Origin of the sequence: Aurantimonas sp. DM33-3, from assembly GCF_014334315.1 — a bacterium.
GTDB lineage: Bacteria > Pseudomonadota > Alphaproteobacteria > Rhizobiales > Rhizobiaceae > Aurantimonas > Aurantimonas coralicida.
This window is the reverse complement of record NZ_JACSGS010000015.1, coordinates 1-20,887: the sequence shown is the minus strand read 5'-3', so window position 1 is coordinate 20,887 and position 20,887 is coordinate 1. Positions and strand designations below refer to the sequence as shown.

Sequence of the window (20,887 nt, the reverse complement as noted above, 5' to 3'; positions counted from 1 at the left end):
GCACGTCTGGCGCAAGCCGTATCCGGGGTCCCGTCTCAGCCGAGCGGGCCGGCGTCCTCGTCGGCCTGGTCATGGATCCTCGGATCCTCGACCTCGTCGCCCAATTCCTCGGCTTCGGCGCGTTTGCCCTTGAAGCTCTTGGCGAGGATGTAGAGCTCCACCGATCCCTCGCGGGAGGCGGGTGGTTTGACGTGATGGACGCTGACGAAGTGGCGCTTCAGCAGCGTCAGCAATTCGCGCTCGGTGCCGCCCTGGAAGGTCTTGGCGAGGAAGTGCCCGCCCGGCTTCAGGGTGCGGATGGCGAAGTCGGCGGCGACGTCGCAGAGATGCATGGTCCGGATATGATCGGTCGGACGATGGCCGGTGGTCGGCGCCGCCAGATCCGACAGGACGATGTCCGGCGCCTCGCCGAGGGTTTCCATCAGCTTGTCAGGCGCCGCATCGTCGAGGAAGTCCATGAGCAGGATCGTCGCGCCGGCAACCGGCTCAACGGTCAGATAGTCGATGCCAACGACCCGGACGTCGGCGGCCGTCGAGCCGGTCCGATCGACGGCGACCTGGCACCAGCCGCCGGGCGCCGCGCCCAGATCGACAATCCGGTGGCCGGGCTTCAGCAGCTTGTAGCGGTCGTCCATCTCGATCAGCTTGTAGGCCGCGCGCGAGCGATAGCCGTCAGCCTTGGCGCGCCGCACATAGGGATCGTTGAGCTGGCGCTCGAGCCAGCGCCGGGACGAGAGCTTGAGCCCGCGCTTCTTCTTGACCTTGACGGTCATGCCTCGACTGTCGCTGCGTCCGCCGCTCATGTCCCGGTATTCCTTGTCGGATCCCTGCGGCGCCAGACGCCGTCAGCGACCATCATTTCCATCAAAAGGCCCTCGCGCAGGCCGCGATCAGCCACGCGCAGGGTCGGGGCCGGCCAGACCCTGCGGATCGCCTGCAGGATCGCGCAGCCTGCCAGTACCAGATCGGCGCGATCGCTGCCGATGCAAGGGTTGGCGATCCGTTCCTCGAAGCTCCAGCCGGCAATTCGGGCGACCAACTCGTCGGCTTCCAGGTCCGTCAGCCAGAGGCCGTCGACCTGGCGCCGGTCGTAGCGCTCCAGCTTCAGGTGCACGCCGGCCAGCGTCGTCACCGTGCCGGAGGTGCCCAGGAGGTGGAAGCGGTCGGTGCCGACCAGCGCGCCGAGCTTGTCGCGGCCCTTGAAGCCGCGGATCATCTCGACGGTTTCCTGGATCATCGCCTCGAAGATCTCGGGCGTCACGTCGCGGCCGCCATGGCGCTCGGCCAGGGTCACCACCCCGACCGGCAGCGAGGTCCAGGCGACGATCTGCTTCGACAGCCGGCGGGTGTCGCGGCCGCGCAGGTCGAGCAGCGCGATCTCCGACGAGCCGCCGCCGATGTCGAACAGCACCGCGCCGCGGGCCGAGCGCTCGATCAGCGATCCGCAGCCCGACACGGCCAGCCGCGCCTCTGTCTCGCGGGAGACGATCTCCAGTTCCAGCCCGGTCTCGCGCGCCACCTGCTCGATGAATTCGGCGCCGTTGGCCGCGGCGCGGCAGGCTTCCGTCGCGATCAGGCGGCAACGCACGACATCGCGGGCCGACAGCTTCTGGGCGCAGATCGCCAGCGCCGCGATCGCCCGGTCCATGGCGCCGCGCGACAGGCTGCCGGTGCGGCTGAGGCCTTCGCCAAGGCGCACGATGCGCGAGAAGGCGTCGATCACCCGGAACTGCCCGGGCCGGGTCGGAATGGCGATCAAGAGCCGGCAATTGTTGGTGCCGAGATCGAGGGCCGCATAGACCGGCGCCCGCCGCACGGGCGGCGGCATGGGCGCGGCAGGCACCGTGGGCGCCGCGTGGTCGTTCGCTGCGGGGCCGGGGGCAGGCTGACTGAGCGGCGCGGCTGGCGAGCCGGCATCCGCATGCGCCGGCGCGGGCGGTCCGCTGGCCCCGGCAAAGCGCCGCGACCGGCGCCGACGCGGCTTGCGCCCCGGCTTCGGCCGAGCCGGTGCATCCGCCGGCGCCTCGTTCGCGGCGGTGTCTTCAGGCGCGTCGACGCGCGCCGCCGGTTGCGCCGCGGCGTTCTTGCCAGTCTTGCGCCGCCGGCGGCGCTTGCGCTTGGTCAGCGGCGCGCCGTCGACGGTAGTCGAGGAGGCGGAATCAGCCTGCGCGCCCGTCGGCGACGCATCGGCGGATGCTCCGCGCGGGGCGGCTTCATCCTTGCGGGCGTGCGACGTCGCCGGCGCGCTCGACCCGGATGTCTCGGGCGCAGAGGCGCGCTGCCCGGAAGCGGCCCCTTGGCCGGGGCGGGCCCGTTCCTTTCGCTGATCCTTCCGTCCGGAGCCGGACGGGCCGCGCGGGCCCTTGTCGCCCGGCCCATCGGCATTGCCGGGTTCAGGGGCATGGCGGTCGTTCAGGGTGTCCGCCGTCCCACGCTCATGCCCGTGCCGGCTTCCGGCGTCCGGTGCAGCAGCTAAATCGGCCGCCTTCCGTGCCGGGCTGTCGGCGCTGCCGGGCGCCTGCGCCGACGAATGCACGGCCGTGCGGCGTTCCGGACCCGTCGCGGCGTCGGGCGAGGGCGTCTCGGCATGCGGACGATAGGCCGGGGCTCTGGGCCTTCCGGCTGGAATCAGCGATGGACGGTTTCTCCCACCGATTTCATGGTCACTCACACTGTCTCTCCGGCGCCGCGCTCGAACGGGCAACGCCTCAGGTTGCTTGGTTAAGGCGAGTGTACCAAGCCGGGGGTGAGGTGCAAGGGCAGGCGAAAAACGGGGCGACGATTGCTGCCGGAAGCCCCGGAGCCCGGCATCGGGAAGGCCGCCGAACGCGCGCATGACGCCGGATGCGAAATTTTCCCCGACAGAGGGTTCACAGCCGCCCCTCACATGAGTATATGGAGGCCGTCACGCCGCGGCGACGTTCGGCTGACCGTTGGGGAATAGGTTAACGGTAGACCCACGGACTCTGACTCCGTTAGTCCTGGTTCGAATCCAGGTTCCCCAGCCAACGCTCTCCCGATCACTGATTTCATTGCCAGATTCCCTCTCACTGGGAACCCCTTTCGCTGCCAATGTCCGGTTTGATGCACCAAACTGAGGCACAGGACTGGGGCACAAGCCGCCCGGTCCCTGGTGGGGCGCACGAGGCAATGGCCGTACGACATCATGTTTCAAACCTCGTTCGCCGGGGTAACGTCTATTACTGGCGGCCAAGACTTCCAGCCGGCGCGAGCCGTACTGGCAGGGGGAAACACCTTTCGCTGAGCTTGAGAATCACAGATCATGCTCATGCCAAGTCATTGGCCATGCAGTTGAACGCGCGGTTGGAAGGCATTCGGTCGATGGTTGTGACGGAAGCGTGGAACAAGGAGCAGCTTGCCATCCTGTTTCGCGAGGAGATCGAACAGGCATCGCGCGAACTCGAAGGCTTCGCTGTTGCAGCACGTCGGGTCGGGTCGCCATCCGAGGATCAGCTCAAGGCAGACGAGGACGTAGGCTGGGCCTATCGGTTGTTTGCCGTATTCGGCGCATCTTCGATGCTGGACGCAAGTCCGTGTTCGCCTGTTTCCGCAAACATCGCGTCCGGGTGCCGCCGGGCTGTGAACCGGTTCGCCCAGACGGCCATCTCCGGGCTGGATTGAGAGGGCTGGGCGTTCGGCTATCCGGACAGAGCTTCCTGTAGAGGCCCTCCGACCCTGCATACTTAACCCAGTGGTTGACAATAGGCTCGACCGACATTATTAATTCGCATGGTTGATGATAATCTCGACACGACGTTCACTGCCCTCTCGGATCCAACGCGGCGCGGAATGCTGGCGGACCTGATGCAAGGTGAGAAGTCCGTGGGCGAACTTGCTGCTCCATACGGAATGAGCTTCGCGGGGGCCTCCAAGCACGTCGCTGTCTTGGCGCGCGCGGGGCTGATTGATCGGCGTAAGGTGGGACGCAAGCAGCTTTGCCGCCTGCGTGCAGAGCGGCTGAAAGAAGCCAACGACTGGCTCCGCCAGTGGGAACGCTTCTGGAATACCCGCCTCGATGCTCTTGAAGCGGCCGTGAGGAGGGATGGAACTTGACCGCTAAGCCAGTTCTGATGTTCGCGGGACGTTGCGAGGAAGCGCTAGGCTTCTATGCGACGACCATTCCCGAGAGCCGCATCGACACCATCGACAGGTATGGCGAAGAGGGGATCGCTCCCGCCGGTTCCGTACGCACGGCGACTGCGACCATCGCAGGGCTGACGATCAAAGCGCTTGATAGCCCGATTGTTCATGATTTCGGGTTCACGCCCGCAATCTCATTCTGGATCGACTGTGCCGGTGAGGCGGAGATCGAAAGTCTCGCAGCCAAGCTTGGCGAAGGTGGCAAGCTACTCATGCCGCTCGGCAACTACGGGTTCAGCACATGTTTTGCGTGGGTCGAGGACCGCTTCGGTGTTTCGTGGCAGCTCAACCTGGACTGAGGAGGAGAATGCAATGCAAGACCGGATTGCTCCGAATGCGCTGCGCTTCGAACGACTGCTTGATGCGCCCATCGAGAAAGTCTGGCGCTACCTGACCGAGCCAGACCTGAGGGCACAATGGTTCATGGCAGGGCCAAGCGACATGAGGGTCGGTGGAACGCTGGGTCTTACCATGAATCACGACCGGCTTTCCGACCAAGCCGTGCCGACGCCTGAACGATACCGCGCTTACAGCGGCCATAGCTGGAAAGAACGCATCACCCGCTTCGAGCCGCCGTTCCTTCTTGCGTTCACATGGGAGGACGGGGAGGCCGGCGAGGTCATCTTCGAACTGAGCCAGCAGGGGGCACAGACCCTGCTCGTCCTGACGCACACGGGATTGCGCGGCAGCGCCGACGCGATCAGTTTTGGCGGTGGTTGGCATTCCCATCTGGCCGCCCTCAAAAGCCGCATCAAGGGCGAAAGCGTACCCAACTTCTGGGCGCTCCATGAGAAAGCGGAAGCTCTTATGCAAGAGGCGTTTCGCTAAGACCGATAGAATCAAACGCGAGGTGGAGTGGGGGATCTCCGGCGCGAGCTCGGGGCGAAGCAGCAGCGTCCGCCAGGAGGATGCGTGCGGCGAATGCGTCCGCGCCGTTCCCAAGCGGCGCGACGCCAGTCAGGCCGGGCCGGTTCCGCGCAGCCCGCTCGGCGAGCGGACCGTCTATTGGTGATGGCAGTGCGACAGTGCCCCCCCGACCGTTGACGACTGGGACCGAAAAAACCATCCGCGCCAGAAGGACTGAAAATTCGGCGCCGACTAAGAGGACTACCAAAGCTTTCAGAAGCCACGTCATCTCGGGTCCTTTTTCGGTTGATTGGAATGCTTGCGACGAGCGACGCGAGAGAACCTCGATCGCGGCGTGGCACCCGCGCCATAGGAACAATAGTCCGCTTTGATCTCAAGCCTCGTCATGCATGGAAAAGGTGTCGATACACCATTTCCAAACGGCGTCAGTTACTTGCCGAGGATGGCGAGATTTCCTACGGACGAGATAATAATCAACGTCCGGCGCATATCCTGCCTTTCCAGCATTAACTAACCGCCCGGATTCCAAGTCGGCTTGAACGAAAGCGCGGCTGACAATCGCTAATCCCTGTCCCGCCAATGCAGCGTCGAGTGCGTGGGAGATGTGATTGAACGTGGCACCCGGTAATTTCCCGGACACGCCGAAGTATCTAGTCCAGTATCGTAAGCGTCGTGAAGAAGAGGGAATTGCCGAACCTGTTCCGGCGTTAGGGGGGCAGCGAGAGTTCCTAGGATGTGTGGGCTGGCCACCAGAATGAGTTGCTGCCGAAACAACAGCTTAGCTTCCAGCGAAGCCGCAAACGGTGGATGGCTCTCGCGCACTGCGATGTCTACTTGACCACCGGTTAGATCCGATATGGCGATTGTCGCGATGGTTCTGATTGCAATATCCGGGAGCAGAGCACTAAGGGACGATAGTCTTGGGATCAGCAACCTCGTCGCAAAGGTGGGAGTCACGCTCAGTGTGATGCTTTTATCTTGGCCATCAAGTTGTTCGGTTGCTCCTCTCATTATATCGAAAGCGCGTGCAATTTCGGCATGATACGCGACGCCGCTGGTGGTGAGTGCGATGCCTCGGGGCAAGCGCGTAAAAAGGGTCAGTCCCAAATGGTCTTCCAAAAGACGAACCTGTTGCGCGACAGCGCCCTGGGTAACTCCGAGCTCGTCAGAAGCCGCTCGAAAGCTCAAGCACCGCCCAGCGGCTTCAAAGGTACGGATCGCGTTCATGGGCGGAAGAGATTTGCGTGGTTCCCGCATCAGCTGCCTTTAGTTTTTCTACAGCCAGCGACATTTCTTCTGGCGCGAAAGTCAGTCGATAAACCGGCATTGTGGTCGGTGAAACCCGTCACTGCCTGACTGCTCTCCTCTGCCAGATTGCAGCGGATGGAGCAAAGCGGACACTACCACCTGCGTGCTGAGGCTTGCCATGATCCAACAACGAACAGCAGTAATGCCGACCTCCTATGCAGTCATACTAGCCGTAAGCGGAACCCACCTGATCAACGATCTGATCCAGTTTCTCCTGCCCGCGCTGTACCCGTTGTTAAAGTCACAGTATGCGCTGACCTATTTTCAGTTAGGTCTGTTGACGTTGGCGCAACAGATCACCGCATGCATTCTGCAGCCCGTATTGGGCTTGTATGGGGACCTGCGACCAAAACCCTATGCGCTAGCCGTATCAATGGCGGTAGTCGCTATTGGCATCGTACTCCTCGCGACGGCGGGTGACTTCCCGTCGCTCCTCTTCGCTTCGGCAGTTCTGGGGCTTGGATCGGCGATATTTCACCCCGAAGCGTCACGTGTGTGTCGCATGGCGTCGGGTGGTCGTCTGGGATTTGCGCAATCAAGTTTCCAGGTCGGCGGGAATGCGGGAACGGCGCTTGGTCCGCTTGCGGCCGCGCTCATCGTGGTCCCGCTCGGTCAGTTCAGCACTGTCTGGTTCGGCCTGCTCGGCGTCTGCGGGATTATCGTTCTGCTTTGGATCGCGCGTTGGTTCGCGCATCATCAGCGCATGACGGCTGCTGCCGGGGCGCGGCAGATGGATGGCCCGAGTTTCTCGTACAGGCACATCAGCATTTCGTTCTCGATTTTAGGCGCGCTCTTGCTTAGCAAATTCATATACATTGAGACATTCAAAAGCTATTATGCATTCTTCCTGATTGAAAGGTTTGGCCTTGGGGTGGCCCAAGCACAGAGCCTCCTGTTTATCTTTTTAGCAGCGGTTGCTTTCGGCACCTTTTTCGGTGGCCCAGTGGGAGATCGGATCGGACGAAAGAAAGTTATTTGGGTCTCGATCGTCGGCGCTCTTCCTTTTGCACTGATGCTGCCATTTGCTGAGCTATGGGTAGCAGTCGGGTTGAGTATCATTGTGGGGGTGATTCTATCGTCGGCTTTCTCAGCGATAGTGGTATTTGCGCAGGAGTTGATGCCGCAGAATGTCGGCATGGTGACAGGCTTTGTTTTTGGATTCGCGTTCGGTGTGGGGGCGCTCGGTGCTGCCGCATTCGGTGCTCTGGCGGACCACATCGGGATAGAGCAGGTCTTTACCTATCTTTCTATGCTGCTTTTCCTCGGGTTCCTCACAAAATTTCTTCCGGATCTAAAATGATATCCAAAGATCTGCTCAAACCGAACGTTGGACTTGCTCCGACAAAATGGAGAGCGTTTCCAGTTTATGCGGCCAGCCTTTCGAACTGAAGGGGGCTGATGAAGTCGAGCGCCGAATGGCGCCGGATGGGGTTGTAGAAGTTGCTGATGTAGCGAGCGATCGCGTGGGTGGCCTCTTCCCGGCTTTGGAACGCCCCGCGCCAGACGAGTTCGGCCTTCAACGTCTTGAAGAAGGTCTCTACCATCGCGTCAAAACAGTTTCGCTTCCCCGGCACCGAGATCAGGATGTCGTGCTTCCTTAGCTCCGCCTGGTACTCGATGGCGGAGTATTGGCTGCCGCGGTCCGCATGGTGGATGAGGCCGGCGACAGGACCCCGCACGGTGACGGCTCGGCGAAGGGCCGACAATGCCAGTTCCTTGTGAAGCAGATCGCTGGTTGCCCATCCGACGACGCGCCGGGCAAAGAGATCGACGATGACAGCGAGATACAGCCAACCATCGCGGGTCCAGACATAGGAGACGTCGGCGCCCCACTTCTGGTTCGGCCCCGTGGCGGTGAAGTCCTGATCGAGGAGGTTCGTGCCCACCGGGAAGGCGTGCAGGCTGTCGGTCGTCCGCTTGAAGCGCCGCTTCTGCCGTGCCTACATCCCGTTCTCGCGCATCAAACGGGCGATGCGTCGGCGGGCGATCGGCAGGCCATTGTCGCGTAGCTCATGCACCAAGTGCGGGCTTCCATAGGTCCCGCTCGACAGGGCAAAGGCCGAGCGGACATGCGCCAGCAACACCATGTCGTCGCGCTGTCGGCGGCAGGCCGGACGCTCCTTCCAGGCGAAATAGCCGCGCGGACTGACGCCGAGGACCTTGCACAAACGCTGTACGGGGAATTCCTTCTTCGCCGCAGCGTCGACAGCCCGATACCCGGATACTCTGAAACCTCGCGCTGCGTTCGCCCGCTCATCTCGACCAGACGTACGGCCTCCTCCTCGAATTCCTCGTCGAACCGGCGATGTGGCTTGCCCATGGAATGCTCCTCCTTTCATCAGAAGAAATCTCCAGTTTTGCGAGGCAAGTCCAGTCACAAGGTGAAACAAGTTTTCCACATCCTTGCAGAAGATAACTTCAGCCCGGCGGATCTGACAGAAGGCGCCAAGTTGCACAAAGACGGCTGAGTGTACTATGAGGGCTGTTTGAATAAAACATACTAATCCGTAAAAAGATAATATGCGGTCAGTAATGTGCCGATTGCCACAACAAAAGCGCGAATGAGCGGTTGTGGAATTCTGCGGGCGGCGTGAACGCCCCCATACCCCCCAATGCCTACGGCAATCAACATTATCGTGGCTTGAGGCCACGCTACCGCGCCGCCACTGGAGAACACAATCAGTGTCACGAAGGCGGTCACAGTTGAGAGGATGGTCTTCAATGCGTTCAGGCGATGGAAGTCGGAAGTATTTTCGGTAAGGCCGAGGGAGGCCAACATCATGATTCCCATCCCTCCGCCAAAGAACCCCCCGTAAATAGCAACTAGAAACTGCACCAACCAGCCAATCATGGGGGGCGCCGAGAATTCGCGCCGTTGCAGGCATTTGGTAAGGGAGGGACCTGCTGCAAATAGCGTCGTCGCGCCGATTAGCAGCCAAGGGACGACGGCACGAAACGCATCGTTGTCTATTGCCAACAGGCCAAGTGCGCCTAAGAGGCCTCCAAAGATTGAAGCCAGTGCATACGGGACGACCCGGAGGCCGATCTCACGCAGTTCATGCAGATAGGCTACGGCACTTGTGGCATAGCCGGGAAACTGAGCGATCGAACTCGTGGCGTTGGCTGTAATCGCAGGTAGGCCAACGAGCGTGAGTGCTCCGAAGACAATGAATGTTCCACCGCCGGCCAACGCGTTGATCGCGCCTGCGCTGAACCCAGCAAGGACCAGTAGCAGTGCATCGAGGAATGTGACTGTCGTCAAGAAAGCCGCTTTCTATGGTATCTGTGCAATGGTGAATCGAGTTCGACCAGAGCGTTCGCACTACACCATACGAGAAACTCTAGACCTCGCATGGTGTAGATAATTTCGGATCACGTATTGAAGAGCATGAACGGCGAGGGGGCCCATTTCGACCATCAAGCCGCCGAGTTTGAATCGTTGGATGGTCGAACCTGAGCATGTCACGACTTGCCGTGAGAATGTGATTTGCTCCAGTGACCAGGAGATAAGAAGGGCCGAATTTTCCGTCGGCCATCATGTGAGTGGGATTCGGAGGCCGAAACGGTCTCTGGTCATATCAAGACGGTTCATGAGGAAGACCTCACCTACAAGGGTCATGCGTGTCGTGCCTCGAAGGAGGAGCCGCAGTATGAGACTGTCAGCGATAAGACAGAACATATCGCTGCGCATCGAGAGGATGCAGCGAAGAAGGTTTGATAACGTACGTATCGGTCGGATGAACGGTGCTGGCTGAAAATTATCACCTGGTTCTGTTGTGGGTTACGCTTATAGAATAGGGCTTATCTAACCAATGATCTCCAAGGAATGCGCCACAAGTGGAGACCTCGATCTGCATCGCTATCTTGGAGCTCTTCATTGAATGATCTGATAATCTTCGCGAGACCAGGTTCATCGACAGCGCTGGCCGCGCGTTCGGGTGAAACCCAGGCGCGTACGCGCTCTTGCTGTTCCGGCCAGCTCTTCAGCTCTTCATGCACGTGCAGCGGGAAAACAAACACTTCGCAAACGACTCGGCGACCGCGCTTCAAGCGCTTCTCGTATCTGTAGCTTCCAAGCGGTTCTTGGGCGATCGATCCGTCGACCCCAGCTTCTTCGAATGCCTCCTGCGCTGCGGCTTCCGATGATGAGCACCATTGCATCGGCCACCCTTTAGGGATCACCCAACGACGCGAACCGCGAGAGGTGATGAGGAGGTTCTGAAGATCGCCGTCGGGCGTGAACCGATAGGGCAGCGCGCCGTATTGCCTCTGTGGCATAGAGGTTGCGTCAGGATTTGTCCGAAACTGGTTCGAATGGGGCTGCCACGTCATTTGAAATTTCTCCGGTAGTGGGCGTCCGGGCACGGATCGACGAGATCCGTGCCGGCGCCGACCGCTATGGCGAGTTCTGCTACCCGGCACGCGTGTAAGAGATCGGAGAGTCCTGAAGAGGAGGCATCTGTCAGGATAAGTCTCGGGTTGAGGCGTCTAGCGGAAGAAACGATACGAGAGGCGTGGACCAGATCCGTAACAGCTATCACCAGCCGGCGTGCGCTCACGACACGTGCGCGCGAAAGCACACTGTACTGCGTCGCATTGCCGTGGACGCCGCATACGCCGATTGCATGCAACGCCGCGATACGCTCGCGACATTCGCTGATGACCACAAACGGCGCGGAGCGACGTCGAAACCTCTCAATAACGTGGTTGGCAGCCTCCCCATCCTCCACAACGATGGCATGACCCATGCCGCGGCGGAAATTCGATTCCGAGCGAGAGGCGTACTTCCCAGTTTCCGAACGGCCCGAATTCTTCGATGCGAAGACATCGGCCGAGCCGATGATAGGCGACAGCGGTAGCAACATGACTTCCCCCGGCTGATGGACGCAGATATACTTGCGTGACAAACAGCCCTAACAGGCAGACAAGATGTCAATGGTCAGGATGGATGACGAGCCTACCCGGACGCGAAGCGAGGCTTCTTGTGCGTCCGGGCTACATTCCCGCTTTGAGGCGCTGAGGCTCTCGCGGTGCTATGATCAGGAGGTCGTTCATGGTCCTAAGGTTGGCCATATGTTCATGGAAGTCAAGAAGGCTGTTATCGGGTGTAGAGGTTGAATTTCGCTGGGGTTGACAACCTCAAGCGAAAGGCCAATCTTCCATCCATGATGATTCCAATCGACCTCCGCAGATTGATGATGGACAGGAAGCTCCTGATCGCAGGATCTTAAGCCCCAATCCGGTCGCCTAGCGCTCCCGGATCCGGGGGCGGGTAATCATATATTCTTCCATCGTATTTTCCGTCTTGAAAGCAATTTTGCTTGCGGAGGATGTACGTGGACGCACATTCCCATTTTCTGAAGTCTTGAAACGGAACGTTCAATCGACGTTCCGCATCTCGACGCGGCACAACTGCGAGTCACGACATGCGTCATCCTTTCAAATCACAACGTCTTCCGAAAATCAGCATTAGTCGTGGTGACTATGAGCGCCTGACACGGCTCGGCGCGGCTATGCTCGAGCGCATTCCAGATGTAGCGGAGGAACTCTTGTCCGAATTGGAACGCGCCAAAGTCGTCCCGGATAAACGCATGCTATCCAGCATCATCAGAATGGGCTCCACGTTGGAGTTTCGATCAGATGATGGCCAGCAACGGCAAGTGACGCTTGTTTATCCTGGGGATGCCGATATCGAGCGTGGCAGGGTTTCGATCCTGACTCCGATCGGCGTTGCTCTCATCGGGCTGTCGGACGGTCAGTCGATCATGTGGTCGGGACGTGACGGGCGTCGTCGTCAGTTGACGATCTTGTCGGTGCGGCAGCCGACAGCGGTCCCAGCCTGACATACGGCCTTCTTCGACTCTGCCTGGTATTCCTTTGACTTATAACCTGCTTGGAGGCGAATCTGATGTCGGTTGTAGAGCCCAGTATACTGACTGTTCGTGACTATAATTTCCTTAGATCGCGGTTAGCGTTCGCAACAGGTTATAATGACACGATATACCGTCAAATTCGCGGAAAACTGGCGGAAGCAATTGTGCATTTTGGTCAAGATTTCCCGCCGAACGTGGTTACGCTGGATTCTAGAGTCGACTTCCGCGTTGACGATACGATGTCGCAGACTCGAACCATCGTTGTGGACGGTGATCGTGAAATTGTGGGTATGACGCTTTCTATTGCAACACCACGCGGACTTGCTCTGCTCGGACGAACCGAGGGACAGAGCGTCGTGGTCTCGCGGCGCGATGGATCAAAGGAAGTATTGAGAGTCGAACGGGTGGCGTACCAACCGGAAGCTGCCCAGCGACTGTTTCACGCGGTGGAGGAAATGGCGCAAGGACAAGGTTCAGGAAGAGGCCAGAGGCAAGCCGCGATCATTCCGTTCAGAGCCAAACCTACGGCGACAGTTTCGCAGCACCTTGACGATGACCCGGACCCCTCTGCAGCCTAGACTACGTGAGATCTAGGCAGCACCGCGAAGTGATGAAAGAAAATACAGCGATGTGACCACTAACTAGAAATACAGTGGTACGCTGAACAGTCCAGTTACGAAGCGCGCAAGAATGCCGCACCGACTAGCAAAAGTTGTCGAGAGAGCCTATATAAAAATCATGTATTCAGTTTCTCATCACAGGCGGTTCCTGCGCCCAGCAGGAAGACTCGCGACGCGTAGCTAACCCCGAGGGAGGTCAGTAGGCGCCAAAGCCAGCCTGTCTCGGGGTCTGCAAGCAGCATCTCTAAATATTAAAACCCTTGTCGGGATCCCGAAGGTGTGTCCGTAGCTCGGATAGGCTGGTTTCGCGGCTGCGTTTCAGTTGGATGTGGTGGATATGAACATGACGAACGATCAGAAAATCCAGGTCATAGACCTCGGTCCGTCGAATGCGGCGGCCACTAATACTTCTACGCGCTTCGCGCGATGGCGTGCTACGCTTCATCGACAGCGCGAACTACGCAGAATGATCAATGAACTCTCACAGTTGGATGACCGTACGCTCGCAGACATTGGATTGTGTCGTAGCGATATACCCAGGGCAGTAAAGGGCTTTGAAGGGAAGAACAGATATGACAAGCAAAAGTAGAGTTACAATGACGCTTTGTAATTTCGGCTAGGAGTATGCCGGAATACTGTGAATCCCATACTGCTCTACGGACCTTCAATCGAATCCGTTTTCGAGGACGTCATGCTTTCATTTTGCGCAGAATTCACGATAGATTTTACGCGTGATCGAAGATCTAGTTCCAGAAAAGAGGCACTCTTTAGTATCGCGAGCCGTTGCCAAGAGTTAAACCGTGACCTTTCCGCCAGTCAGATCGCATTATCATTCGTCGAGCGCGAAAGAATCGGATCCACGGCATCTGACGGCGGCGTAGCGTTCCCGCGTGCTGTGATCGAAGGGGACCACCTTCCGCTGCTCGTCGTTACCAAACTAGAGAAGGAAATCCTCTTCGATCACGTCGAGTATAAAAAGGTCGACGTGATCATTAGCATAGTTGGGTCGTCAGCTGATTGCACAATTATGAATCAGGTCACAGGTAAATTACGACGAATATTGAGAGCTTCGGAGCTATTAGCGGAGATCCGCACGTCGGGGGACGCAGAGAAAATCAAGGGAAAAATACTTAATGCTCTAGGCTAGCGGATGTGTGGCGGGCGGGGAACTAGCGTGTTGCGGTGAATGAAAATGTCGTAGTGAAATGTCCGCCCGGCAACCGTGTATAGGTCGTGCGAAAGCAGGGCGGTCCGGGTTTCTCGCCTTATCAGCGCTTCGGTGAACGCGTCGTGTGTTCCGCAAGGGTGGCGCCTCCACGAAAGACGAGGTCATTCATTGAAGACGGCTACAGGCAATCTCGGTGGACCATGACGTCCGTCATGAAATCGCTGAAGCGTCGTCACTGATGGGCGGGCTGAGGTGTTGGCTGTTTAGGAACGTATAAATTGAGAAACACGGACGAGGCATCGATGAATACACCTTACTACCTGATAGATAAGGCGAGACTGCTGCAGAACCTGGAACGGATCGCGTATGTACGCAAATATTCCGGTTCGAAGGCACTGCTTGCGCTGAAATGTTTTGCAACCTGGTCGGTCTTTGAGTTCATGCGTCCCTATATGGATGGTACGACGTCGTCCTCGCTCAACGAGGTCAAGCTCGGTCGGACACGTTTCGGGGGCGAGACCCATGCCTACAGCGTTGCGTGGGCTGATCACGAGATCGAAGAGGCGCTAGGGCATGCAGACAAGGTAATCTTCAACTCGATTAGCCAGCTGAACAGGTTCCGCGATCGTACAGGTGGCATCGACTGTGGCCTGCGGATCAATCCAGGGGTCAGCTCGTCGACGTTCGATCTGGCGGATCCGGTGCGGCCATTCAGCCGACTTGGCGAAGGCGACATAGGCAGAATCGAAGCTGTACTCGACCGGATCAACGGTTTCATGATCCACAATAACTGCGAAAACGAGGATTTTGATCAGTTCTCAAGAATGCTCGATGAAATTGAGGAGCGTTTTGGTGAACACTTAGGATATGTGGACTGGGTCAGTCTCGGAGGCGGGATACATTTTACCGCCAATGGTTATCCGCGCGACGCACTTTGTGATCGTCTTCGCGCGTTTTCAGAGCGTTTTGGCGTGCAGGTTTATCTCGAACCGGGTGAAGCGACTGTCACCGGTTCCACAACCCTCGAAGTTTCCGTCGTCGACACTCTTTTCAACGGTCGGCATTTAGCGGTTGTCGATGCTTCCATCGAGGCTCACATGCTGGACCTCATCATCTACCGTGAAGAGGCGGATGTCCTCCCGAACACCGGACCACATGAGTACATGATCTGTGGCAAATCCTGTCTCGCGGGTGATGTCTTCGGTACCTTTCGGTTCGAGGCTCCGCTGAAGATCGGGGACCGTATTTCGATCCAGGACGCCGCCGGATATACGATGGTGAAGAAGAACTGGTTCAACGGCCTCGCTATGCCGTCCATCGGCGTGCGCGAAATTGATGGCTCGACAAAGACAATTCGAGAATTCGATTACACGGACTACGAGACAAGCCTTTCGTAGTGATCCCGCACGTACACAAACAAAGAGAAAATGCCCCTAAATGAAGAAACACGTCCTCATTATCGGTGCAGGCGGTGTCGCACAGGTCGTCGCGCATAAATGTGCACAGAACAACGACTTTCTCGGCAATATACACATTGCCTCGCGAACACTTGAGAAATGCCAATCCATCGTCGCTTCGATCCGGGATAGGAGAGCGTTGAAGACGCACGGACTGCTCGAGGCACACGAACTGAACGCGATGGACGTAACGGCGACTGAGGCCCTGATCCGGAGCACCGGCGCTGGCATTGTCGTCAATGTGGGTTCAGCTTTCGTTAATATGTCAGTGCTTTCGGCTTGCATAGCCACTGGTGCCGCCTACATCGATACCGCGATTCACGAGGATCCGTTGAAGATCTGCGAGACGCCTCCCTGGTACGCAAACTACGAGTGGAAACGTCGGGAGGAATGCGCCTCGGCCGGCATTACCGCAATACTTGGGGCCGGTTTCGATCCTGGAGTGGTCAACGCCTACGCGCGTTTGGCTCGGGACGACTATTTTGACCGTATCGACTCAATCGACATTATCGACATCAATGCTGGCAGCCACGGCAAGTATTTTGCCACGAATTTCGACCCCGAAATCAACTTCCGGGAGTTCACGGGGCAAGTGTGGTCTTGGCAAGATCGCGAGTGGGTCTCCAATCGGATGTTCGAGGTGGGAAAGGAATGGGATCTGCCGGTGGTCGGTAAGCAGAAAGCGTATCTGACGGGTCATGATGAAGTGCACTCGCTCTCTCATATCCTCGGTGTGCCGAATGTGCGTTTCTGGATGGGGTTCGGAGATCACTATATCAACGTATTCAACGTATTGAAAAATCTTGGCCTCTTATCCGAACAGTCGGTCACCACGTCAGAAGGAATCGAGGTCGTTCCGCTCAAGGTTGTAAAGGCAGTACTCCCCGACCCGTCCTCGCTCGCTCAAGGTTACAGAGGGAAGACCTGCATCGGCGACCTTGTCAGAGGCGCGAAGAACGGCGAGGAACGGACGGTCTTCATCTACAACGTTTCCGACCACCAGGACGCAAACGAAGAAGTTGGAAGCCAAGGGATCTCCTACACGGCCGGGGTGCCGGCTGCTGCTGCCGCGATTTTAGTGGCCACCGGTCGCTGGGATGTGAAGGGTATGGTCAATGTGGAAGAGCTCCCGCCACGCCCCTTCCTCGGATTGTTAGGACAACTCGGACTACCTACGCACATCAGCGAGGATGGAGACGACCGGGAACTGCTATTCCCCTAGGCCGTGTCGGCGCCAGAACCGATGGAATTTCAGTTCTTCGTGCGCGTGTCTACGCCGATCCTGCGCAACCCGTGACGGCCCTCTTCGATCTATTGAACGTACCATTACAGCGAGCGCAGCATGCGGATAACCTCGGATCTGAAATCCACGCCCGTGACGTCGGGTATGCTGTTGATGTGCGTCGGCGTCGCCTGCCTAAGCATGAACGATGCTTTTGCCAAACTGCTTGCCCCCGACTACTCGCCGCTTCAGATTCTTTTTCTGCGCAATCTGATCGCGTTGCCTTTTTCCGTCTCGATCGCGATTCGAATGGGCGGCAAAGGTGCAATGTACTCACATCGCCCGGTGGCGCATCTTCTGCGGGGGGTGATCTGGATCTGTGCCGCGTTTCTGTTCTTCACTAGCTTGCGCTACCTGGGGCTGGCCGAGGCGACGGCGCTGGTGTTCGTAGCGCCGCTCTTTATCACAGCAATCTCGGCTCTGTTTCTTCGTGAGCCCGTCGGGTGGCGGCGATGGGGGGCGGTACTAGTTGGTTTTTCCGGTGTGTTGATCGCAGTTCGGCCCGGAGCTGCTACCTTTCAGCCCGCTTCGTTGCTACCGGTCGCCACGGCTCTCTTTTACGCGCTTCTAATGGTCAGCGCCCGTTGGGTGGATAAACGTGAGAGCGTCTGGACACTGATGCTTTACCTCACCGGAGCTGGAACGCTTCTGTGCGCCGTCCTGATGCCGTTCGTCTGGGCTCCGGTGCAAGCGGCTGACCTCTGGCTTTTCGCAGCTATCGCACTGTTTGGAACCGCGGGAATGACATTGATTACCCAAGCTTTCAGGCTGGCGCCTGCGGTCGTGGTGGCGCCCCTCGACTATACGGCGCTGGTCTGGGCGACCGCTGCGGGGTGGCTTGTTTGGAATGAGTTGCCTGATCTGCCGATCTTTTTCGGAGCTACGATCATCATTGCGAGTGGTGTCTTCGTTATATGGCGAGAAAATCGAACCTAGGATCGCGCGACACACGGTGCGGGAACCAGTCGCTGCTTGAGCTTCAGCACGCTCATCAGCCTGCCATCCGTAGCACGTTAATCAGTCTGGATGGACCAGGCACACTCGATGATAAGTTACGCCTAGTATAGCGTATTCCAACCATTCGCCCGCTATTTCCGGAAGATAAAACATGAACTCGATCGACGAAAAATTGCGACCGATCCTTAGCACGGTTATTCACCGAAACTTCGGTGAGCAAGAATTCCATCAGGCCGTTCACGAAGTACTCGAAAGCCTCGGGCGGGTCATATCAAAGCATCCTGAATACGCAGACGAAGCATTGATTGAACGCATATGCGAGCCGGAGCGACAGATCATCTTTCGTGTTCCGTGGATCGATGATCAGAACGATGTGCAAATCAATCGTGGATTCAGGGTGCAGTTCAATTCCGCACTCGGACCATACAAGGGCGGTTTGCGGTTTCATCCTTCAGTGAACGTCGGCATCATTAAGTTCCTCGGTTTCGAACAGACCTTCAAGAATGCCCTGACCGGCCTTCCGATCGGGGGAGGGAAGGGAGGCTCCGATTTTAATCCGCGTGGACGCTCAGATCGTGAGATCATGCGCTTTTGCCAGTCCTTTATGATCGAACTGCACCGACATGTCGGCGAGTATGTGGACGTTCCCGCGGGCGACATAGGGGTCGGGGGCCGCGAGATCGGCTATATGTTCGGGATGTATAAACGCCTGACGAATAGATACGAAGCAGGTGTTCTCACGGGTAAGGGCCTCTCTTTCGGGGGCTCGCGTGCCCGCACCGAGGCGACCGGCTTCGGTAGCGCTTATTTCCATGCGCCGGATGCTCGGGACCCGCGACCAGACCTTCGAGGGCAAGCGTTGCGTGGTGTCCGGATCGGGCAACGTAGCAATCTATGCGATGGAAAAGATCGTGTCATTCGGCGGCAAGGTCGTGGCCTGCTCCGATTCGGACGGCTACATCGTGGATGAGACTGGCATCGATCTTGGTTTGGTCAAGGAGATCAAAGAGATCCGTAGAGAGCGGATATCTGAATATCCGCGTCTCAAGGGGCATGGGAGTTATTATATCAAGGACGGTTCGATTTGGGATGTGCCGTGCGACGTAGCTATGCCATCGGCCACCCAAAACGAACTCACCGGCGCTGACGCTGCAACGTTGGTAAAAAATGGAATGGTCGCAATCTGCGAAGGCGCCAATATGCCATGTACGCCTGAGGCCGTGCATATTTTTCAGGAATCTGGGGTGCTATTTGCGCCTGGGAAAGCGGCCAATGCGGGGGGGGTCGCAACTTCAGCGCTTGAGATGCAGCAGAACGCCAGCCGCGATAGTTGGTCTTTCGAGAAAACCGAGGAGCGCTTGGCGGCGATCATGCACAACATTCACGATGCCTGCGCCGAGACTGCGGCGGAGTACGGAGCGCCCGGCAACTATGTTTTGGGCGCGAACATTACCGGATTCGTTCGCGTCGCCGAGGCTATGCGAGCCATGGGCGTTGTCTAACGCAAAGCCAACCTCAAGTGAGGTACGATGTTGCAATCAATCACATCAGCAGCGCGGATATGGCCGGTAAGAGCACAGGATAGCGACGAGCAGCACCAGACGCAGAAGATTGCGCAGGGAAATCGAGGACGAATAAAGCCAAATGGGAGTGGGCAGTTGTGTACTGCAAGTATGCAATCCCATACTGAACGTGTCGGAAGCACCGAGGAGTGTGAACATTTTGACTGAAGATAACGATCATCAATATTTCATCACGGAACTGACGGCCGAGGTGGTCGCGGCCTATGTCTGCAAGAACTCGCTGCCGGCATCTGAATTGCCGGCGACAATCGCTTTGGTTCATGCTGCATTGGAACGATCGCGAGAAGCGCCGGGGGCGGAGTCCGTCGCCGAAAAGCCGAAACCCGCAGTTCCGATCAATCGCTCGGTGACCAATGATCACATCGTATGCTTGGAAGACGGGAAAACGTTCAAGTCCTTGAAAAGACATATAGCGACCCATCATGGAATGACGCCTGATGAATACCGAAGACGCTGGGGCTTGAAGGGCGAATATCCCATGGTCGCACCAGGTTACTCCGCGTCGCGATCAAAATTGGCCAAGTCGCTTGGTTTGGGCCGGAAGGTCGGGAAAAAGAACATTTGAACGTGTTCGCTACATCGCCTTGGCGGACGATGTAGTTGACGGGTGGGGCGGGCGTAACCATAGGTAGGATGAAGCACGATGTGCTCTTCTTCCGCGACGACGTTCTCGAACGATCGCCGAAAAGAGATCGGCTTTCCGCAGGGGCGATCAGGTTGACGAGCTTAGTGCCCCATGGAACTGGGATTATCTCTCCGATCAGGCGCGACAGCGCTACGCTGGATCGCGCAGGGTAGTGAGCGAGCAACCGGATGAATAGGCGCATGATCGTTCGCGTTATTGATGTTGCTAACCTCGGTCAGACAAAGCTGACGAACCTGCTGGCGCGGCTTTGCGGACTGTTCATAACGCCTAAACGCGTTCGGCGTGAAGCAACCGCTCTTATTGAAAAGCTCGGGCCTGAGGGAGCATTGGTGGCCGTCCGCGACAAGCATCGGATGGCTCAGGTGGTCGATGCCGAGAACGACGAGCGCCACTGGAGCGTCGTACTGCGAGAGATCGAGCGGCAGACCGAGTACGAAGATCAGACCGATATTGCCGGTCCGATCGGACATCCCTGACTACAGCGATTCTTGGCAGTCGATCTTCGAATTTTGAGAACAGTTGATGGAAGACGTCACCAAGGAGCTTGCTAAAAAGATCATGCTTGCTAAGCACGAGCGTACAGTTTGGGAAGCTGGCCGAGCAGCGTCCCTCGCACAAGGCACAACAGCTCTCAACCCTTACTCGCCCACCTCGTCGGATTATTCGATTTGGGCCGATGGCTACGAAGCCGTGAGGGGACTAAAGACGGCGGCCTTTTGTTTCGAAGATGACGAAACTCGCAAACCGTAATGACAGCGCAGCAAACATTCCTTTACCGTGTGACAGGAGATTGTGCGGGGGCGATAGCGTGATGTTTCACGGTAGCGATCCCACCGATTGCCAGGTGACAAGCCGGCAAAGAAGAAGTTCAAGGCCTACCCGATCGGCTTCTTCCACATTGACATTGCCGACGTGCAGACGGCGGAAGGCAAGCTGCATCTGTATGTCGGCATCGATCGCACCTC

At 58.0% G+C, this 20,887-nt stretch carries 21 protein-coding genes, 1 tRNA gene and 4 pseudogenes; 18 read left to right on the top strand and 8 right to left on the bottom strand.

Translation table 11 applies throughout. The annotated features are described in order from the left end of the window. Positions 1 to 35 precede the first annotated feature (35 nt). On the bottom strand, positions 36 to 803 hold the full coding sequence (locus tag H9Q09_RS17615) for an RlmE family RNA methyltransferase (protein ID WP_024349201.1): 768 nt from the start codon (positions 801 to 803) through the stop codon (positions 36 to 38). Continuing rightward, positions 800 to 2,125: a Ppx/GppA phosphatase family protein gene (locus tag H9Q09_RS17610; protein ID WP_246716223.1), complete on the bottom strand. Its 1,326-nt coding sequence runs from the start codon at positions 2,123 to 2,125 to the stop codon at positions 800 to 802. Before H9Q09_RS17610 ends, H9Q09_RS17615 begins: the two co-directional genes overlap by 4 nt. 809 nt (positions 2,126 to 2,934) lie before the next feature. On the opposite strand from H9Q09_RS17610, the gene H9Q09_RS17605 reads away from it, so the two are divergent. The 5 genes from H9Q09_RS17605 to H9Q09_RS17585 all read left to right on the top strand — a co-directional run bounded on the left by H9Q09_RS17605 (position 2,935) and on the right by H9Q09_RS17585 (position 4,989). Then, a tRNA-Gln gene (locus H9Q09_RS17605) sits at positions 2,935 to 3,008 on the top strand. A gap of 64 nt (positions 3,009 to 3,072) precedes the next feature. Then, positions 3,073 to 3,642, top strand: coding sequence for a DUF6538 domain-containing protein (locus H9Q09_RS22805; RefSeq protein WP_348646324.1), 570 nt, complete (start codon positions 3,073 to 3,075; stop codon positions 3,640 to 3,642). A gap of 108 nt (positions 3,643 to 3,750) precedes the next feature. Continuing rightward, on the top strand, positions 3,751 to 4,074 hold the full coding sequence (locus H9Q09_RS17595) for a metalloregulator ArsR/SmtB family transcription factor (RefSeq protein WP_187392111.1): 324 nt from the start codon (positions 3,751 to 3,753) through the stop codon (positions 4,072 to 4,074). Beyond that, a complete protein-coding gene (locus H9Q09_RS17590; RefSeq protein WP_246716216.1) occupies positions 4,071 to 4,460 on the top strand; it encodes a VOC family protein in 390 nt (129 codons plus the stop codon). The genes H9Q09_RS17595 and H9Q09_RS17590 overlap by 4 nt, the downstream gene beginning before the upstream one ends. A 13-nt stretch (positions 4,461 to 4,473) precedes the next feature. After that, complete coding sequence (locus tag H9Q09_RS17585; protein ID WP_187392110.1) at positions 4,474 to 4,989, top strand: SRPBCC family protein; 516 nt, start codon at positions 4,474 to 4,476, stop codon at positions 4,987 to 4,989. A gap of 412 nt (positions 4,990 to 5,401) precedes the next feature. Here H9Q09_RS17585 and H9Q09_RS22800 read toward each other — a convergent pair whose 3' ends face one another. Together H9Q09_RS22800 and H9Q09_RS17580 are read right to left on the bottom strand one after the other, a co-directional pair. Next, entirely contained in the window at positions 5,402 to 5,668 is a 267-nt protein-coding gene (locus H9Q09_RS22800) for a LysR substrate-binding domain-containing protein (protein WP_348646323.1), read from the bottom strand. After that, positions 5,590 to 6,255 (bottom strand): LysR family transcriptional regulator, encoded by a 666-nt coding sequence (locus H9Q09_RS17580; RefSeq protein ID WP_348646326.1) that lies wholly within the window; start codon positions 6,253 to 6,255, stop codon positions 5,590 to 5,592. The genes H9Q09_RS22800 and H9Q09_RS17580 overlap by 79 nt, the downstream gene beginning before the upstream one ends. A gap of 223 nt (positions 6,256 to 6,478) precedes the next feature. Between H9Q09_RS17580 and H9Q09_RS17575 the strand changes: the two genes are divergently transcribed. Continuing rightward, positions 6,479 to 7,636 carry an MFS transporter gene (locus H9Q09_RS17575; protein ID WP_246716215.1) on the top strand — a complete coding sequence of 386 codons (1,158 nt, stop codon included), beginning with the start codon at positions 6,479 to 6,481 and terminating at the stop codon, positions 7,634 to 7,636. Between the two features lie 64 nt (positions 7,637 to 7,700). On the opposite strand, the pseudogene H9Q09_RS17570 reads toward H9Q09_RS17575, so the two are convergent. After that, positions 7,701 to 8,656: pseudogene (locus H9Q09_RS17570) on the bottom strand (IS3 family transposase). Between the two features lie 180 nt (positions 8,657 to 8,836). After that, positions 8,837 to 9,598, bottom strand: a complete 762-nt coding sequence (locus tag H9Q09_RS17565; protein ID WP_187392108.1) for a sulfite exporter TauE/SafE family protein — start codon at positions 9,596 to 9,598, stop codon at positions 8,837 to 8,839. 258 nt (positions 9,599 to 9,856) lie between these two features. On the opposite strand from H9Q09_RS17565, the gene H9Q09_RS17560 reads away from it, so the two are divergent. Further along, on the top strand, positions 9,857 to 10,054 hold the full coding sequence (locus H9Q09_RS17560; RefSeq protein ID WP_348646325.1) for a DUF2945 domain-containing protein: 198 nt from the start codon (positions 9,857 to 9,859) through the stop codon (positions 10,052 to 10,054). Positions 10,055 to 10,137: 83 nt separating this feature from the next. On the opposite strand, the gene H9Q09_RS17555 is transcribed toward H9Q09_RS17560, so the two are convergent. Together H9Q09_RS17555 and H9Q09_RS17550 are read right to left on the bottom strand one after the other, a co-directional pair. Continuing rightward, entirely contained in the window at positions 10,138 to 10,668 is a 531-nt protein-coding gene (locus tag H9Q09_RS17555) for an NUDIX hydrolase (RefSeq protein ID WP_187392107.1), read from the bottom strand. After that, the gene (locus H9Q09_RS17550; protein WP_187392106.1) at positions 10,665 to 11,201 is read right to left on the bottom strand and encodes an NAD-binding protein; all 537 of its coding nucleotides are present in this window, start codon (positions 11,199 to 11,201) and stop codon (positions 10,665 to 10,667) included. Before H9Q09_RS17550 ends, H9Q09_RS17555 begins: the two co-directional genes overlap by 4 nt. Before the next feature lie 561 nt (positions 11,202 to 11,762). Between H9Q09_RS17550 and rnk the strand changes: the two genes are divergently transcribed. The 11 genes and pseudogenes from rnk to H9Q09_RS17490 form a co-directional block, all read left to right on the top strand. After that, positions 11,763 to 12,179: a nucleoside diphosphate kinase regulator gene (rnk, locus tag H9Q09_RS17545; protein WP_187392105.1), complete on the top strand. Its 417-nt coding sequence runs from the start codon at positions 11,763 to 11,765 to the stop codon at positions 12,177 to 12,179. A 65-nt stretch (positions 12,180 to 12,244) separates the two neighbouring features. After that, positions 12,245 to 12,787: a GreA/GreB family elongation factor gene (locus tag H9Q09_RS17540; protein WP_187392104.1), complete on the top strand. Its 543-nt coding sequence runs from the start codon at positions 12,245 to 12,247 to the stop codon at positions 12,785 to 12,787. Positions 12,788 to 13,268: 481 nt separating this feature from the next. Next, positions 13,269 to 13,418 (top strand): annotated as a pseudogene (locus H9Q09_RS22520) (DUF1127 domain-containing protein); the annotation flags it as partial. 881 nt (positions 13,419 to 14,299) lie between these two features. After that, a complete protein-coding gene (locus tag H9Q09_RS17525) occupies positions 14,300 to 15,394 on the top strand; it encodes a carboxynorspermidine decarboxylase (RefSeq protein WP_187392101.1) in 1,095 nt (364 codons plus the stop codon). Between the two features lie 40 nt (positions 15,395 to 15,434). Then, the gene (locus H9Q09_RS17520) at positions 15,435 to 16,676 is read left to right on the top strand and encodes a saccharopine dehydrogenase family protein (RefSeq protein WP_187392100.1); all 1,242 of its coding nucleotides are present in this window, start codon (positions 15,435 to 15,437) and stop codon (positions 16,674 to 16,676) included. A gap of 120 nt (positions 16,677 to 16,796) precedes the next feature. Next, on the top strand, positions 16,797 to 17,672 hold the full coding sequence (locus H9Q09_RS17515; RefSeq protein ID WP_187392099.1) for a DMT family transporter: 876 nt from the start codon (positions 16,797 to 16,799) through the stop codon (positions 17,670 to 17,672). A gap of 172 nt (positions 17,673 to 17,844) precedes the next feature. Beyond that, positions 17,845 to 19,195: pseudogene (gdhA, locus tag H9Q09_RS17510) on the top strand (NADP-specific glutamate dehydrogenase). 211 nt (positions 19,196 to 19,406) lie between these two features. Further along, positions 19,407 to 19,841 carry a MucR family transcriptional regulator gene (locus tag H9Q09_RS17505; RefSeq protein ID WP_348646322.1) on the top strand — a complete coding sequence of 145 codons (435 nt, stop codon included), beginning with the start codon at positions 19,407 to 19,409 and terminating at the stop codon, positions 19,839 to 19,841. 260 nt (positions 19,842 to 20,101) lie between these two features. Beyond that, complete coding sequence (locus H9Q09_RS17500) at positions 20,102 to 20,398, top strand: hypothetical protein (RefSeq protein ID WP_187392097.1); 297 nt, start codon at positions 20,102 to 20,104, stop codon at positions 20,396 to 20,398. 46 nt (positions 20,399 to 20,444) lie between these two features. Next, a complete protein-coding gene (locus H9Q09_RS17495) occupies positions 20,445 to 20,672 on the top strand; it encodes a hypothetical protein (protein WP_187392096.1) in 228 nt (75 codons plus the stop codon). A gap of 84 nt (positions 20,673 to 20,756) precedes the next feature. Beyond that, positions 20,757 to 20,887 (top strand): annotated as a pseudogene (locus tag H9Q09_RS17490) (IS481 family transposase); the annotation flags it as partial.

Bases quoted from the DNA above. Each gene is read 5' to 3' on its own strand.
- H9Q09_RS17615 (WP_024349201.1), bottom strand. From the start codon at position 803: ATGAGCGGCGGACGCAGCGACAGTCGAGGCATGACCGTCAAGGTCAAG.
- H9Q09_RS22805 (WP_348646324.1), top strand. From the start codon at position 3,073: ATGTCCGGTTTGATGCACCAAACTGAGGCACAGGACTGGGGCACAAGC.
- H9Q09_RS17595 (WP_187392111.1), top strand. From the start codon at position 3,751: ATGGTTGATGATAATCTCGACACGACGTTCACTGCCCTCTCGGATCCA.
- H9Q09_RS17585 (WP_187392110.1), top strand. From the start codon at position 4,474: ATGCAAGACCGGATTGCTCCGAATGCGCTGCGCTTCGAACGACTGCTT.
- H9Q09_RS17580 (WP_348646326.1), bottom strand. From the start codon at position 6,255: ATGAACGCGATCCGTACCTTTGAAGCCGCTGGGCGGTGCTTGAGCTTT.
- H9Q09_RS17575 (WP_246716215.1), top strand. From the start codon at position 6,479: ATGCCGACCTCCTATGCAGTCATACTAGCCGTAAGCGGAACCCACCTG.
- H9Q09_RS17555 (WP_187392107.1), bottom strand. From the start codon at position 10,668: ATGACGTGGCAGCCCCATTCGAACCAGTTTCGGACAAATCCTGACGCA.
- H9Q09_RS17550 (WP_187392106.1), bottom strand. From the start codon at position 11,201: ATGTTGCTACCGCTGTCGCCTATCATCGGCTCGGCCGATGTCTTCGCA.
- rnk (WP_187392105.1), top strand. From the start codon at position 11,763: ATGCGTCATCCTTTCAAATCACAACGTCTTCCGAAAATCAGCATTAGT.
- H9Q09_RS17540 (WP_187392104.1), top strand. From the start codon at position 12,245: ATGTCGGTTGTAGAGCCCAGTATACTGACTGTTCGTGACTATAATTTC.
- H9Q09_RS17525 (WP_187392101.1), top strand. From the start codon at position 14,300: ATGAATACACCTTACTACCTGATAGATAAGGCGAGACTGCTGCAGAAC.
- H9Q09_RS17520 (WP_187392100.1), top strand. From the start codon at position 15,435: ATGAAGAAACACGTCCTCATTATCGGTGCAGGCGGTGTCGCACAGGTC.
- H9Q09_RS17515 (WP_187392099.1), top strand. From the start codon at position 16,797: ATGCGGATAACCTCGGATCTGAAATCCACGCCCGTGACGTCGGGTATG.
- H9Q09_RS17500 (WP_187392097.1), top strand. From the start codon at position 20,102: ATGATCGTTCGCGTTATTGATGTTGCTAACCTCGGTCAGACAAAGCTG.
- H9Q09_RS17495 (WP_187392096.1), top strand. From the start codon at position 20,445: ATGGAAGACGTCACCAAGGAGCTTGCTAAAAAGATCATGCTTGCTAAG.